This is a genomic window from Paraburkholderia atlantica (genome assembly GCF_009362785.1).
GTDB lineage: Bacteria > Pseudomonadota > Gammaproteobacteria > Burkholderiales > Burkholderiaceae > Paraburkholderia > Paraburkholderia atlantica.
In genome coordinates, this window is record NZ_WHNQ01000036.1 from 12,864 (window position 1) to 27,836 (window position 14,973).

At 63.0% G+C, this 14,973-nt stretch carries 13 protein-coding genes and 1 pseudogene; 7 read left to right on the forward strand and 7 right to left on the reverse strand.

Features of this window, described 5'->3' with window-relative positions; genetic code table 11:
• Positions 1–7: 7 nt before the first annotated feature.
• The 5 genes from GCT19_RS42965 to GCT19_RS33255 all read right to left on the reverse strand — a co-directional run bounded on the left by GCT19_RS42965 (position 8) and on the right by GCT19_RS33255 (position 2,268).
• The gene (locus GCT19_RS42965; RefSeq protein ID WP_018435200.1) at positions 8–172 is read right to left on the reverse strand and encodes a hypothetical protein; all 165 of its coding nucleotides are present in this window, start codon (positions 170–172) and stop codon (positions 8–10) included.
• 33 nt (positions 173–205) lie between these two features.
• Complete coding sequence (locus GCT19_RS33240) at positions 206–1,006, reverse strand: SDR family oxidoreductase (RefSeq protein ID WP_152854301.1); 801 nt, start codon at positions 1,004–1,006, stop codon at positions 206–208.
• Between the two features lie 105 nt (positions 1,007–1,111).
• Complete coding sequence (locus tag GCT19_RS33245; RefSeq protein ID WP_013092523.1) at positions 1,112–1,267, reverse strand: DUF3309 family protein; 156 nt, start codon at positions 1,265–1,267, stop codon at positions 1,112–1,114.
• Positions 1,268–1,494: 227 nt separating this feature from the next.
• Positions 1,495–1,704 carry a hypothetical protein gene (locus GCT19_RS33250; RefSeq protein WP_013092522.1) on the reverse strand — a complete coding sequence of 70 codons (210 nt, stop codon included), beginning with the start codon at positions 1,702–1,704 and terminating at the stop codon, positions 1,495–1,497.
• Between the two features lie 345 nt (positions 1,705–2,049).
• Positions 2,050–2,268 (reverse strand): hypothetical protein, encoded by a 219-nt coding sequence (locus tag GCT19_RS33255; protein WP_152854302.1) that lies wholly within the window; start codon positions 2,266–2,268, stop codon positions 2,050–2,052.
• A 724-nt stretch (positions 2,269–2,992) separates the two neighbouring features.
• Between GCT19_RS33255 and GCT19_RS33260 the strand changes: the two genes are divergently transcribed.
• Positions 2,993–5,146: a serine/threonine protein kinase gene (locus tag GCT19_RS33260; RefSeq protein WP_152854303.1), complete on the forward strand. Its 2,154-nt coding sequence runs from the start codon at positions 2,993–2,995 to the stop codon at positions 5,144–5,146.
• Positions 5,147–5,174: 28 nt separating this feature from the next.
• Here GCT19_RS33260 and GCT19_RS44855 read toward each other — a convergent pair whose 3' ends face one another.
• Positions 5,175–6,266 carry a formylglycine-generating enzyme family protein gene (locus GCT19_RS44855; RefSeq protein WP_408582406.1) on the reverse strand — a complete coding sequence of 364 codons (1,092 nt, stop codon included), beginning with the start codon at positions 6,264–6,266 and terminating at the stop codon, positions 5,175–5,177.
• Positions 6,267–6,371: 105 nt separating this feature from the next.
• Positions 6,372–7,343, reverse strand: a pseudogene (locus tag GCT19_RS44860) (caspase family protein); the annotation flags it as partial.
• A gap of 170 nt (positions 7,344–7,513) precedes the next feature.
• Here GCT19_RS44860 and GCT19_RS33270 point away from each other — a divergent pair.
• From GCT19_RS33270 to GCT19_RS33295, 6 genes are all read left to right on the forward strand, one after another.
• On the forward strand, positions 7,514–8,017 hold the full coding sequence (locus tag GCT19_RS33270; protein ID WP_026228642.1) for a DUF4399 domain-containing protein: 504 nt from the start codon (positions 7,514–7,516) through the stop codon (positions 8,015–8,017).
• A gap of 46 nt (positions 8,018–8,063) precedes the next feature.
• A complete protein-coding gene (locus GCT19_RS33275; protein WP_018435193.1) occupies positions 8,064–8,501 on the forward strand; it encodes a DUF4399 domain-containing protein in 438 nt (145 codons plus the stop codon).
• A 251-nt stretch (positions 8,502–8,752) separates the two neighbouring features.
• Positions 8,753–9,031: a hypothetical protein gene (locus tag GCT19_RS33280; RefSeq protein ID WP_152854304.1), complete on the forward strand. Its 279-nt coding sequence runs from the start codon at positions 8,753–8,755 to the stop codon at positions 9,029–9,031.
• A gap of 314 nt (positions 9,032–9,345) precedes the next feature.
• Complete coding sequence (locus GCT19_RS33285) at positions 9,346–10,758, forward strand: efflux transporter outer membrane subunit (RefSeq protein WP_018435191.1); 1,413 nt, start codon at positions 9,346–9,348, stop codon at positions 10,756–10,758.
• A gap of 239 nt (positions 10,759–10,997) precedes the next feature.
• Positions 10,998–13,607, forward strand: coding sequence for an FHA domain-containing protein (locus tag GCT19_RS33290; RefSeq protein ID WP_152854305.1), 2,610 nt, complete (start codon positions 10,998–11,000; stop codon positions 13,605–13,607).
• Positions 13,585–14,958, forward strand: a complete 1,374-nt coding sequence (locus GCT19_RS33295) for an HlyD family efflux transporter periplasmic adaptor subunit (RefSeq protein ID WP_013092513.1) — start codon at positions 13,585–13,587, stop codon at positions 14,956–14,958. Before GCT19_RS33290 ends, GCT19_RS33295 begins: the two co-directional genes overlap by 23 nt.
• Positions 14,959–14,973: the final 15 nt, after the last annotated feature.

Below are 14,973 nucleotides of genomic sequence, written 5' to 3' on the forward strand. Positions count from 1 at the left end.
CCCGATATCAATGGAAAATGAGGTACAGGATGATCAGTACGATCAACGGAACGCCGAGTAGCCAGCCAATCAGGTAAGGCATGATGTCATCTCCTTTCGTATTAAAGTTCGAATACGCAGGACTTTCAGCAGGCAGCGTGCCTGAGTCGGGATGCACTACGCTGCGACGCATGGAGATGGTCGTATTTCATGACCATATGGTTCTTTAGCCGTTATTCGAAAAGCCCGGATACAGCGTCATCCCGCCATCGACGAAAAGCGTCGTGCCGACGACGTAGTCGCTTTCATCGGAAGCAAGCCACACCGCCGCCTTGCCGATATCTTCCACGGCACCGACGCGCCGGTAGGGGATCAACTGCAGTAGCTTGTCGAGTGCCGCTTGGGAATCCCACGCGTCCTGATTGATCCGCGTACGGATCGCGCCTGGCGCAATCGAATTGACGCGAATGCGCTCGGGCGCGACTTCCTGCGCCAACGATTTCATGAACATCTGAATGCCGCCTTTCGACGCGGCGTAATTGACATGCCCCGCCCACGGAATGACCTCGTGAACGGAGCTCATGCAAATGATCTTGCCGAGTGCTTTCGATACGGTCGTCGGGCCGCGTCGGCGGAATTCTTTTACCGCGGCCTGGCAGGTTAGAAACTGGCCGGTCAGATTCGTCGACAGCACGAGTTGCCAATCGTCGAGCGTCATGTCGGCGAATGCGCTGTCCTTTTGCAGTCCGGCATTCGCAACCACGATATCGATGCCGCCAAAGCGCGCGCGACTCGCCTCGAAGAGGTTTGCGACCTGAGCGGGATTCGACACGTCGGCGTGAATCGCGATTGCCGATCCGCCGGCTTTTTCTATTTCGTCGGCGAGCTTTTCATCAGGTTCCGCGTGCGAATGATAGTTGAGCACGACCGCCGCGCCAGCATCCGCGAGTGCTTTGGCGACGCCATAGCCGATTCCCGAACTCGCGCCGGTAATCAGCGCGACCTGATTGGCTAGTAACTTTTCCATTGAGTGCTCCGGCAACGACGAAAAGGCGCAGCCGCCACCTACCGGCACACGAGATCGCGCGGATAGACGGCGGCCCGCCTGGTGTTGCAGCCCACGACGCGTGGCCTATATCACGCCGGCAACCAGCAGAACGATTACCACGATCAGTACGATGCCAAGTCCGCCGGTCGGACCATAGCCCCACGCCCGGCTGTGTGGCCACGCCGGAAAAGCGCCGATCAGCAGCAGAATCAGCACGATGAGAAGAATGGTTCCTAGCATGTTATGACCTCCGCCTGGTTGAGGGGACCTGCTGTACCCAGGTTGGCCAAGAGGCCGCAGGGTAATCCCCAAGGAGCAAGCCATGTGCCCAAGGCCGATCTTTTAAGAGGATCACAGTGGCAGCGCACGCCGCGTGCGGAGATTCGCGAGTCAACTAAAACGGCACCCTTCGCGCTCAAAAACGTGAGCAGGGTGCCGTTTTTCCAATTGCGGACACGTCGCGCGTCCTATAGAAGGTAGGGTCCGTTGATGCGGCCTTCGAAGATCGCGGTGTTGATGTCCCAATCGTCGACGGTACCCGTGCCGCCACCGTCCACCTTGACGACTGCCGAACGGCCGCCGCGCAGCGTCTTCATCTGTTCGGCGCTCAGCGTTTTGTCGTTGGATGGCTCGCCCGCGCCGGGCGGCAGGTCTTTGATGATCACAGTGGCTTTCATGGCATTGCTCCTTGACGTGGAAAGGCGAGCGCAGTGCGGCGCCCGCCCCGATTTCTGCAAGGCCTATGCCAACGTGTGGGAAGTGAGCCGGAAACGGGAGCGGGGGCCGCGATGCGAAGCCTGGCAAGGATCCGCGCGATAGCCGCATTGAATCGCACTGGACACGACCGCGATTGCGAGTCGAAGTGTTTGCGCGCATCGCACGGGTCGTACGCGAATGGTTGGGACGCAGCGCAGCCTTGCGCGTCGCGAACAAAGGCGTCCAACAGTCAATCGCAAGCACAAACGGAAACGGCACGCGCCATGTGCGCGTGCCGTGATGGTGAAACGCCCTCGCGAGCAAGGCTACCGGCGTCGCCCTTTGCGCGGCGAGGCGGCTTCCGCGATACGCAGATGCGCGGCCGGAAAGCCCGGCGGATATTCGACGACGCGCGTTCCGGCCGGCACCAGCGGTGCGGCGAGACTCGAGCGCGCGCCGACCCGGGCGCCGCCGACGATTGCAGCCATCGCCTCGCGGTCCAATTGGACGCTTTCGGTCAGATCCTTGATGCTCAGCTTGGCCATGACGGCTCCAGAAAAACGCGCCGGCGGCCAGACCCGTTCGGGTTCCGGCCGCCGTGCTCGGAATGTGTTCAGTGTGCTATTCGTTGTACTGAGGTCGCAACGCACTATCAGTATAGGAAATCCGTTCGCGGCGTGCATGGCCGTGGTGCTGCCGCGGCAGTGAAGGAACCTCCGGTCTCCCGCTGCTGCCCCGGCTTACACGGCGGAGAGCTTGGTGCCCGCCAGGATCGGGTCGACTTTCCTGTCGAGTCGTTCGGTAACGGACAGGTCCTTGATCATCGGCATCTTCATGGTGAGTCGCCTGAAGGAAGTTTTCGCCGTATTGCGAGTGGTTTCGAGCAATCCGTTTGCTCGGACATCACTAACGTACAGGCTGTGCCAGTCTTAATGAAGTATCCTGAGGAAAGCGATGAAGCCTTGTCATTTAAGGGCTTTGCGCGTGGTTCGGCCGCCGTGCCGCTCAGGTCGTACCACGTTGATTCGCTCCAGGCGGTGGTGGCCGTCCGACATCGCGGCGGCCCCTGTTGGATGGCGCACGACATTGCGCGAACCAGCACGCGGCGCGTCGCGCGGCTCATGCCTGGTTTGCCTGGTTTGCGAAAGCGCGGACCGGGAGCTAGTATCGAAACGGCACATGTAACTGGATACGACAGCTTTTCTATCGACCCGCGTCGTGTCGGTCGCATGCGACACGGTCTAGCGGCAACGGCGGTGCTTCGCAAAAATGGCTAGCCTTGCGCGTGTGATTCTCGACTTCCAGAGCGGCGAGCTGTCGCGTGACGAGTTCGTCGCGCAGCTCGACAGCGCGTTGTCGACCGAGCAACTCGGTCCGACGCGGCTGCTGGAGACGCTGTACGCCGCGCATCATCAGTCGCCGTTGCCCGACGATCTCTATCTGGAAGTGCGGCGGCGCATCGAGCTGCTGCGCGTGTCGAACGTTGCGGCGGGTGGCGAGGAAACCGGCATACAGACCACAGTCGATCTACCGTCGCTACGGTCGTCGAGCGCTGGCAGCGCGGGCACCGCGAGTTCTGCCGGAAGCACCGCGCACGAGACCATCAAAGGCATCGGCGATACGCTGAACAACCGCTTCGTGCTCGAGGAGTGCCTCGGCGTGGGCGGCATGGGCACCGTGTACAAGGCGCTCGATCTGCGCAAGCTCGAAGCGTCGGACCGCAAGCCCTATCTCGCGATCAAGGTGCTGAACGTCCAGTTTCGCGGCAATCCGAATTCGCTGGTCGCGTTGCAGCGCGAGGCACGCAAGGCGCAGGTGCTCGCGCATCGCAACATCATCACCGTCTACGACTTCGACCGCGACGGGCCGATCGTCTATCTGACGATGGAGTACCTGAGCGGCAAACCGCTGAGCCAGCTGCTGCGCACGCCTGGATATCAGGGCATGCCGGTGCGGGCCGCGCTGCCGATCGTGCGCGGCATGTGCGCGGCACTCGCGTACGCGCACGAGCGCGGCTTCGTCCATTGCGATTTCAAACCCGCGAACGTGTTTCTGACCACGAATGCCGAAGTAAAGGTGATCGACTTCGGCATCGCGCGCGTATTCCAGCGGCCGGAAGAGGAGAGCGACGCGACGGTGTTCGATCCCGGCAGTCTCGGCGCGTTGACGCCGGCGTATGCGAGCCCGGAGATGATCGAGCATCGCGAGCCTGACCCGCGCGACGATATCTACGCGCTTGGCTGCATCACATACGAGCTGCTGACCGGACATCATCCGTTCGATCGCCTGTCGGCCACCCAGGCGCGCAATGCCGACTTCAAGCCGCAGCGTCCGCCGAATCTCGATGCGCGCCAATGGCGCGCGTTGCGTGCGGCGTTGTCGTTCGATCGCGATACGCGGATGCCGAGCGTCGTGCGCTTTATCGCCGAGTTCGACAATGAAGCTCGCGCGGAGAAGTCCGGGACGCTCGCGTGGACCGGGCTCGCTACTCTGGCCGTCGTGTGCGCGGTCACGGTGGGCGTGTTCGCTTTTCGCTCGGGGTCCAGCCGGCAGCAGGCCGCGCGTTCCGAGGCGGCGGGACCGCTAGGCGATCAGGTCGATCGGGCAGCCGCGGCGTCCGCGGTCGCGCCTGCAACGAATGCCGCACAGACAGCGCCTCCTTCCGCTGGCGCGAATGAAGGAAGCACTACAACGGGTGGCGCGGCCGCAACCGCAACTCCGGCGCCCGCGCCGAAGCCCGCGTTGACGCTTGCCGCGATTGCGCCCACGCTTGCCCAGGTACCGTGTTCGGCTTTATCGGGCGCGGTGCAGGACCACGCACTGACGGTGCGCGGTTTCCTGTCGCAGCGGTACGGCGCCGCGCGTCTGAAGGAGACCTTGGCGGCGCTGCCCGGCGTCGAGACGGTTTCGCTCGACGTTCGGCCGCTCGCCGACGATAAATGCGACTTCGTCAAAACGCTTGCGCCGTTTCTGGTGCGCAACTGGCAGGCGGGACGGGCGGCGTCGCTGCACATGCGACCGCCAAGCGGTTTGCTGACCGAGAACGACTCGCTGGTGGTGGACCTGAAAGCGCCCCCGTTCGATTCGTTCGCGACCGTCGACTACTACCAGCTGGACGGCCACGTCGTGCATATGGTGCCGAGCCGTCTGTGGCCGGACAATCAGATGCAGGCGAACGGCGGTCCGTACACGATCGGCAGCACTGCGGGCGATTGGACCGTATCGAAGCCGTTCGGCTCGGAGATGGTGGTGCTGGTGGTGACGCCGGTGCCGCTGTTCGACAAGCTGCGCCCGGAAAGCGAAGCGCGCGCCGATTATCTGCGCGCGCTGGAGACGCGGCTCAAGCAGATCGGCGGCCAATACGGGCAGGATCGTTTATTGGCGGACTTCGCGCCGATTACGACCAAACCCGCCAAGCCATGATCCGTCATAGGGCCAATCGAAACGGCCCTCAGCGCAGATCCTTGACGACGCGAAAACCGTTCTGCGATTGACGCACGCCCGCGCTGTACTTGAAGCGCGTCGCGCTGAGCATGTAGTCGCCCCCTTCGCGCCATGAACCGCCGCGAATCGCGCGCATCTCGCAGCCGGGCGTGTCCCACGCATGGCCGTCGACGGGTGCGCCCTGGTAGGAGTTGTGCCAGCAGTCGGCAGTCCACTCCCAGACGCCGCCGTTCATGTCGTACAAGCCGAGCGGATTCGCGGCGAACGTGCCGACGTTTTCCGGCCCTTCCTTGTGCCACGGGTCGCCGCAGTCCTTGCAATTGGCGTTGCCCTTGCGCATCTGCTCGCCCCACCAGTACGCGGTCGTGGTGCCGGCGCGATCCGCATATTCCCATTCGGCTTCGGTCGGCAGACGGTACGGTTTGCCGGTCGTCTTGCTGAGCCATTTGACGTACTGCTGCGCGTCGTCCCAACTCAGATCGCGCGCGGGTGCGGTCTTGATGCTATTGCTTTCCGGCGTCAGCTTCTGGCATGCGCCGGCGGCGACGCAGACATTCCATTGCTCGACCGTCACCGGGAATTTGCCGATCGCGAAGGGTGCGCCAATGCTCACGTGATGCACGGGCTTTTCCGACGGGTCGTCGGTATTGCTGCCCATTGCGAACGAGCCTGCAGGTACCGCGACCATGATCGGACAGGCGGCGCAGTCGCGGATTTCACCGGCGGTCGGCGGATGGGCGACGGTCTTTTCGGCGAATGGCGCGGCGGCGGCGGGCGGCGTCGGCGCTGGCGCTGGCGCGGCAGCGGCGCGCTGTGGCGGCGCGGCTGCGCTGGCTTGCGCCGCGGGATGCGCGACCTGCGCAGGTGGCGCGGGTGGCGCGATGTGACCGCTCTGCGCCGCGGGCGCGGCTGGCGGCGCAGCACTCACCGCGGGAGCCGATGCCGCCGCGCGCAATCGATCGATACGCGCATGCGCGAGTGTGGCGAAGCGGCCATTCGGATAGGCCTTCAGATAAGCCTCGTAATCGGCTGGGTAGTTGCTGTCCTTGATCGACTCCCAGAACGTGATTTCGTATTGTTCGCCGCTTTCCTTCGGCATGATGCCGCGACTGCGCTGCGTAATGGCGCGATCGTCCCACGTAATCGACGACGCGGCAGCGCGTTCGCCACTAGCCGGAATGGAAAAACGCGCCGCGGAGAGCCACGGTTGCTGCGCTCCGCGGGTGGCGGCGCGCACTTCGGCGGCGACGTGCCGGAACAGCGCGGCGAGCGATTCAGACGATACGTCGGCATCATTGAGCGCTTGCAGCAAGGCACCGGTGTAGACGCCATGCCGAGGACCGTCCGCCGCGAAGCCGCCCGGCGCGGTTGCGTAGGCAATCACGGTGTTGGATGCGACCTGCGGTTTGTCGATCCCAATCTCGGCGGGCGTAAATGGATTGTCGAGGCACGTATCGAGAATCACCAGATTGAGCCCGCCGGCGCGAGCGGATTGCATCGCATGCAAGACGGTATTCAGTTCGACGCCGTTTCTCAGCAGCGACACCGGTGCGCGGTTATCGGCTCGAGCATCGAGCCCGGCCGGCACAAGCAGCGTTTGTCCGGCTACCTGCATGCCGTGCCCGGCGAAATAGAACAGCCCGATATCGCCTGTTTTCAAACGCCGTTGAAATTCGTCGATCGCCGCGCGCATTTGCGGCGGCGTCGCATTCGTACGCGTGACGACTTCGAAGCCTCGCGCACGAAGTGCTGCGCCGACCGATTCGGCGTCGCGCGGCGCGTTAGCGCGAATCGGGGTGGGGGTGTCACCGTACTCGCCATTTCCGATCACGAGCGCGATACGCCGCGAATGGATGTCGTCGCGTGACGAAACAAAGGGTGAACCCAGCCAGGCGGTATCCGCCGGCAGCCCCAGTGCACTCGTCACCGAAGCCGCGCTCGGCTCGATCAATTGACGTTGCGTCGCGGCACCGGCACTGTCCCACTGCGCCTGGATTGCCCCAACCACGCACACCAGCAGGAATCGTCGCCACATCGTTTTATCCTGTTTGTACCGGACAGAATTCAGGCATTCGTGCACCACGATCGCGCTGTCCGCGCGCATTATTAACGATAGCACGCGCTTCGCGTCATAACTGTCCGGGAGTCCTGAACGCGTCATACGGTTAACGAGCATTGCGTATCTTTTTGGCAAGTTACGTTCTAAGCTGATTCACAAAGTCACCTCAGACGGCCGTTTTAACTAGGTGGCTGTCTGCCGGTTTCAATCCGCGACAAGCCGCTCGAACACCCGGATGGCCATCGATAGCCGGGCCCAGCCATGACTCCTGTTCGGGAGAGTGCGCTATGCGAAGAACCCGTGTTTCCTCTCTTTTCGGCAGACGTGATCCGGCGCATGCGCATTGCGGCGGATTGCGCGCGGCGGTGTGCGCGACGCTCGTCGCGGTGTGCCTCGGTATAGGAACTGGCGGTGTCGCGCGCGCCGAGCAGACGGCGTCACCGCCGGGGGCCGAGGAGTACATCATCTGGCCGTCGGATGGCGCGGTGATTCACGGCGGCAAGCTGTGGGTGCGCATGGGGCTGCGCAATATGGGCGTGTGTCCGAAGGGCATCGCGTTTCCGAATACCGGCCACCATCATCTGCTGATCGACACGGATTTGCCCGCGCTCGACCAGGAGATTCCATCGGATCGCCAGCACCTGCATTTCGGCGCGGGCGAAACCGACGCGCGCATCGAGTTGCCGCCAGGCAAGCACACGCTGCAGCTGATTCTCGGCGACCATCATCACGTGCCGCACAACCCGCCGGTGTATTCGAAGAAGATCACCATCACTGTGGTGAAAGACTAACGCGATCCGTTGGTTCGAACTGGTCAAGCCGGAACGGAGAGTCCTGATGAACAAGATCATTGCGGCCGCGGCATTCGTCGCAGCGGCGCTGGCGGCATCGACAGCGCCGCAGGGTGGGTGGGCAGCGACACCGTCGCCGCCCAGCGCATACGCATATATCGGCTATCCGAACGATGGCCAGGTGGTGCCCGCCAATAAGCCGTTTCGCGTGTGGTTCGGCCTGCGCTTCATGGGCGTCGCGCCGAAAGGCGTGAAGTACCCGAACACCGGTCACCACCATCTTCTGATCGATAGCGAGCTGCCGCCGATGGATCAGGAGATACCCTCGGATCGCCATCATCTGCATTTCGGGGCGGGCGAAACGGAAACGATGATTTCATTGCCGCCGGGCCGGCATACGTTGCAGCTGTTGATGGGCGACGACATGCATATACCGCACAACCCGCCGGTGTATTCGAAGAAGATCACGGTGATCGCGCGCTGACTGTCATCACACAGCCAACAATGCCGCGCGCCCTGTTGGCTGCGATCCACCATTCGCGAGCCTCGCTCCGTCGGCCGCTAGCGACGGCACTGCGGGTGCGTTCTTCCAGGCCTTTGCTGCACGGCCTTCAGGACGCGAATGACGAAGGCAAAGCACTCCTGGCATAGCCCATGCGTCAGTAGCGCCCGAGCAGACAAGTTGCTCGAAGCCGACGCACAACGACGCGCTTTCCCTTTCCCAGGAGTTTTGCCATGAAAACGCTGATGATCAAGGACCTGTCCAGCACCGAACAACTCGACAGCAAGGCGATGAGCGCCATGCGCGGCGGCAACAGCTACTACTGCCCGATGCCGTCGTACCTCAGTATTCCGCCCGTCTATGCGCCGACCAGCATCAAGAACATCTGCCCGACGCAGTCGATCAACACGGAAATGTACATCCAAAGCGACAACGGCAACGGCTCGGCGCTGGTCAGCGGTACGACGACCTACATCGCACCGACCGTGTACAACGTGAACAACGCGAAGTGAGTGGCGCGCGTACGCGCGCCCCGAGCGGCCGCGTGTGCGTCCCCAGCAGGTGCGTCGCTCAAAACGACCGCTCATTCGATCGTCCTTTCCACGCATCCTTCGCGTATCCGCCGCTCCCCGCATCGATATTTCCGCCGCTTCATCGCTGAAGCCGCGCGGAAGCGGCTCGGCCCGAAAAAGCCGGCCATCTCGCGCGAAACAGGCGGGTGCAACTGGAGACAACCGTGTCAGCATCGCCAGAATCATCGTTCGGTTTGTCGTGTGATTCGCCGGACCTTCAGCGGGATTGCGCCGCAATCGCGGCGCCGCGCCGGATGGGTCGTGTGCTGCGCGGCCTCGGCGCCGCGGCGATGTGCGCATTGGCGTTGAGTGCCTGCGTCGACGTCCGGATGCCGGCTTATCAACGCCCGGACACGCCGGTCAAGACATCGTGGTCGGATCGGCAGGGCGCGCCGGTATCGGCTGCGGAGACGATCGAGCGCGACTGGTGGAAGGGCTTCCAGGACCCGTATCTGGATACGCTGATCGACAAGGCGATCGACGGCAACTTCGATATCCGGGTGCTAGCCGCGCGTATCGAAGTCGCGCACACGCAAATCAGCGAGGCGGGCGCGGCCGCATTGCCGACGGTGGACCTGGGTGCCGGCGCCGACTTCACGAAGACGACAGGCCAGCCTTTGACGAGGACCTACAACGTCGCGCTGCAGGTGAACTGGGACATCGACATCTGGGGCAAGGTCGAAAAAGGCGTGCAGGCGCAAAAGGCCGAATTCCACGCGACCGAGGCGGATTGGCGCGCGGGGTATCTCGAACTCGTCGCGAATGTGGCCAGTACCTATTTCCAGATCCTGCAATTCGACGACCAGATCGCACAGCAGCAAAAGACCATCGCCACGAACAAGCAAATCCTGACGATCTACGAAGGCCAGGCGCGCAACGGGATCGTGCCGCAAACGCAGGTGTTGCGTCAGCAGGCGGAGATCAACCGCCTCACCAACGATCTGTACGATCTGCGCCGCTCGCGGGCGGTTTCCGACAACGCATTGTGCACGTTGCTCGGCGTGCCGGCCGGCGAATTCCATGTGCCGCAGGGCCATTTGCAGGAGCGCGTGAAATTGCCAGGCGTGCCCGATGGCTTGCCCGCGCAGTTGCTGTCGCGTCGCCCCGACGTGGTGGCGGCCGAATTCAGGGTGCTCGAAGCCTATGACCTCGTCGGTCAGTCGAAGCTCGCGCAATTGCCGAGCATCGGCCTGACCGCGCAGGGCGGCACCGCAAGCGTCGCGCTCAACCAGTTGCTGAAGTCGTTCACGTTCGGCCTGATGCCGAGCATCAACTTTCCGCTGTTCGATCCGGGCGTGCGCGCGCATGTAAAGGTGAGCGAGGCGCAATCGAAAGTCGCCGAACAGCAATATCGGGTGGCCGTGATGGGGGCGTTCGAGGAAGTGGAGAACGCGCTCGTCAATCTGAGTGCCCATAAGGCGCAGCACGAAGAATTGCAGCAGCAGGTGGCCCGCTTGCAGATCGTCGCGGATCAGATCCAGTCGCAACTGCACCTTGGCGTCGTGTCGCAACTCGAGGTGTTCGAAGACGAGCGGACCCTGCTGCAGGCGCAACAGGCGTTGCTGGAAAACCACCAATTGATTCTGTCCGACACGGTAACGCTTTATAAGGCGCTCGGCGGTGGATGGCCAGGTGTCGACGTGCAGGCGCAGGCCAAAGAGAAGTAACGAAGCATTGAGCTAATCCACGAGTTGGCGTACCACGCGGGTATTTCGTCGGTTGACGACTTAGCCGCTGTCTTCTCATCCGGCGATATCCAAATTGACACTCTCGATGCGTGACTTAAAATCCTTTAGGGGTCAGCGTTTGCGTGGCTCTTCGCGACAATTTCGTTGGGCCGTCGTTCTTTGTCCAGTTCGCCCCGCGTTCCCGCCGCGGCAGGTAAACGCTTAGCGTTCCAGAGAAAATGGCCACCGGCGAAGCTCCGATTGCTGAAATGCGGACGACAGCGGACGCTACCTTCGACGTGGTGTTGTCGCCGGTTGCGTGCGCGCAGCGCCCCGCGCTCGACGCCATTCGCATCGTCGACAGCCTGTTCGCGATCGGCCGCAGCGAAGCGCCGTTCAGCGACTATCCCGCGCAATGGACCGCCGGTCTGTCGCGGCGGCATGCGCGCGTGTTCATCGAGCATGGCGCGATTTATGTCGCCGATCTCGGCAGCAAGAACGGCACGACGGTCAACGGCATTGCGGTGCGGCAAACTCCCGCGCGCGTGCGCGCCGGCGATGAACTCTGCTTTGGCGGCGAACTGTGTTATCGCGTCGGCGTCGAACCGCGCGCGCGTGTCGTAACGGGCGGAAGCGCTGCTCCCCTCGCTCATCTATTGCTGGTGCCGCAGCGCGACGATCTGGGCCTGCAACCGGTCGACGTGCTGGCATTTCCGTTCCTGGTCAGCAAAACGGACGAGATCTTCTCGCGCTACAAAGACCGTTATCCGCACCAGGTCAATTACATCTCGCGGCGTCATGCGCACCTGTTTCTGAAGGGCGGCCAGCTCTATGTCGAGGATCTCGGCAGCACCAACGGCACGTTCGTGAATGGCCAGCGGATCGGCGAATCGGCGCTTGCACTGGTGGATGGCGATGTCGTTGCATTTGGCGGCGACCACTTCGTCTACCGGGTGTCACTACAGAACTCCGCCGACGCCGAACCCACCGTGACCCAGCTTTCTCTTCGTCCCGCTGCCGACAATGCCGCCGATGCCGACAAGACGACCTTCGTCGGCGCGGCGCATTCGTTTCTCGACATCTTTTGCGTCGATCCGGCACTGCAACGCGAAGACGAAATCAATGAGGCGGCGCAGCCGGGCTCCGCGCGCGTGAAGCGTGACGGAGCAGGGACCGCAGGCGCGCAAGGCGCGAAGAGCGCGCAGGGGGCGCATCCGGCCGAGACGAAAGACGGTGCCAATGAAAGAAGCGGCAAGGGCAGAAGCGCGGCAAAAAGTAAGCCGCGTCGCTGGAAGATGGTCGCCGGCGAACTCCACAAGGCGTTAGCGGACGGCGAGCGCACCAATGTGCGCCGCGCGGCGGCATGGGGCGGTGCGGGTGTCGCGCTCGTGGTTGCGCTTGGGGTGGGCCTCTATCTGCACGGTTCATCGGAACGCGAATTGAAGAGCCTGCTCGCGAACGGTGATTACTCGAGCGCCCTGACGATGGCGCGCGGCTATCTGGCCACGCACCCGGCGGACACCAGGATCAGCGCGCTTGCCAGCGAGGCGTTGCTGAAAGCGAACTTGCCGGGCTGGATCGAAGCGGTGCAAAAAGCGCAGTTCGATCAGGCCGACGCGCTGCTGAAGAACATGAGGTCGTTGAGCGCGACGGGCTCCGATGCCGCGTCGCTGGTCGGCGAATTGCAGTGGGTCGGGGATCTCGAACGCTTCGTCGCGGCGCGCGGCGGCGTCGACGCGCCGATCCGCATGTATACGGACGAAGCGACCATCAACGGCCTGCTGCACCGCTGGGACGACGACGCGACGAGCCATCAGCGCGCGCTCGACCGGATCGCGAGCTACGTGCCGGCCTTCGCGGAGCCCTACGCGCACACGCTCAGCCATCTGCGCAAGCTCGAAAGCGACGATTCGGTTTACGTCGCTGCGATAGAGCGGCTCAATGGCGTGATCCAAACCGAACTCTCGCGCGACAAACCCGACGCGCTGCTGCCGGTATTCGACGATTACGCACAGCGTTACCCACGGCTCGCGGGGCTCGATAGGGTGCGCGACGATTTGCGCCAATACACCGCATTGCTGAATGCCGCGTTGAGCCGTCAATTGACGTCATTGCTCGCGATGATGAAAACGGCGCGCTTCAGCACGCCGCCTTTTCAGGCGCAATACCAGCAGCTTGCAGCCACGCGTTTGCCGTCGGCGGACATCGTTCAACGTCAGGACGCGGTCGATGCCGCGTGGCAGCGCGGCGACGCGCAGCAGGCGCTGAGCGATTTGCAGTCGATGCCGGCGAGCCCATGGTCCGACGTGCTCGCGGCGGAAGCGGCGCACAAGAAGGCGCTATCCGATCAATACAACGATCTGCAGAAAACGCGTGGCGGGAAAGACTACGACCAGCGTCTGCTGTCGTTCTACGCGAGCCTCGATCCGCGGACCGACGCATGGTTTGTGCAGGCGATCCAGAAAGACGTCGCAGCGTTGCATGACAACGCACTCGCGCATGCGCAGGATCTGTTGCTGCGCGCGCAAAACCTGTGGAAAGAGTACCGCGCGAACGGCCCGATCGGCGGCACGCAGCGGCTCGAAGCCGGCATCTCGCCGGGCTTTCGCAGCGAGGCGCGTCTGCTTAGCGACGCGCAAACGGCGGCGCGGCAGGGCATGCGCATCTATACGCAGCTGAAGGCCGATCATCCCGCCGACTTCGATCGCCTGCTCGCGGATATCGACGCCGAGGCGAGTTTGCAGCGCCGCTCGTTGACCGAGTTGCGCATGGTGCTGGACCCCGGGCTCCTGAAAGCGAAGCTCGCGTTGATTGGAGGCGATCAAAGTGAAACGCGATCCGCACCCTAGACCGTTGTCGGAGGCGCTGGAAGATCATAGCGTCGAAGGCATCGCGATACTGACTTCCGAGCCGGTGCGGATTGCGCGCGCGCTGATCTGGGCGATGGTTGCACTGGTCGTGTCGGGCTTGCTATGGTCGTTCGTCGGCCGCGCGGATGTGATCGTCAGTGCGCCCGGCACGTTGTCGCCGGAATCGGAAGTGCGGCGCATCTATGCGCCGATCGACGGCGAACTCGCGGATCTGTATATCGCCGAGGGTCAACCGGTGTCGAAAGGCGACGTGCTCGCGCGGCTCAATGCGCGCGGCGCGATCGAGGCTGCGAGCAACGCGTTACAGGCGCAACTGAAACTCGAAGATGCCGAGCGGGAATGGAAGCAGTTTCCGGAGAAGAAGGCATTGATGGAACGCAAGGCAGCGTCGTTGAAGGCGCAACTCGAAGTTGAAGAGCGCCTGCATGAGAATCGCGTTTCAGAAGGCACGACGAAGCTTGCCGAAGGGCAGAAGGCCGAACTCGACGAAGCACGCAGCTCGCTCGACAACGCGCGCCGCGCGCGCGAAGCGGCGAATCAGGAACTGGATCGCTATTCGCGGCTGTTCGCGCAGCCGGGCGGCGGCGGCATTGCCGAATTGCAGGTCGAGCAGAAGCGCACGGCCGCGCTCGAAGCGGATAACGCTTACCGTGTCGCGCAGTCGAAGCTGGCCGAGCTGGACTTTCGCCTGAGCCACGAATACGCGCAGGCGAATGCGCAACTCGCGACGAGCGGCCAGCAAAGCACCGATCTGCAACTGCAATACGATCAGGCGGTGCGCGATGTCACCGATGCGGAAGACAAACTGCGCGTGCAATTGCAAAGCGCGCGTCTCGAAGCCGATGCCGCCGCGCGCGTGCGCTTCGAGAACATCGACAAAGACAACTTTCTGCTGATTCTGGCGCCGGTTTCTGGCGTGATTACCGACGTCACGTCGACGCAGCGCGGCGACAAGATTCAGGCGAACGCACCGCTCGGCGGGATTGCGCCTAAAGACGCGCGGCCTGTGCTGAAGATCGAAATCTCCGAACACGACCGCGCCTTTCTGCACGTCGGGTTGCCGGTCAAATTGAAGTTCAATGCGTTTCCTTACCAGCGCTACGGATTGATCAGCGGCACGCTCGCGTATATCTCGCCGGCCACGAAGCCGTCCGCGCAGGACAAGCAACCGGTCTACGAAGGCCGCGTCACGCTCGACAAAGATTACTACCAGGTGGCCGGCACGCGTTATCCACTGCGTTACGGCATGACGGCCAGTGCGGAAATCGTCGTGCGCGAGCGGCGCCTGATCGACCTCGGTCTCGATCCGTTCAGAGAGGTGGCGGGTTGAGCGCGCGAATCAAAC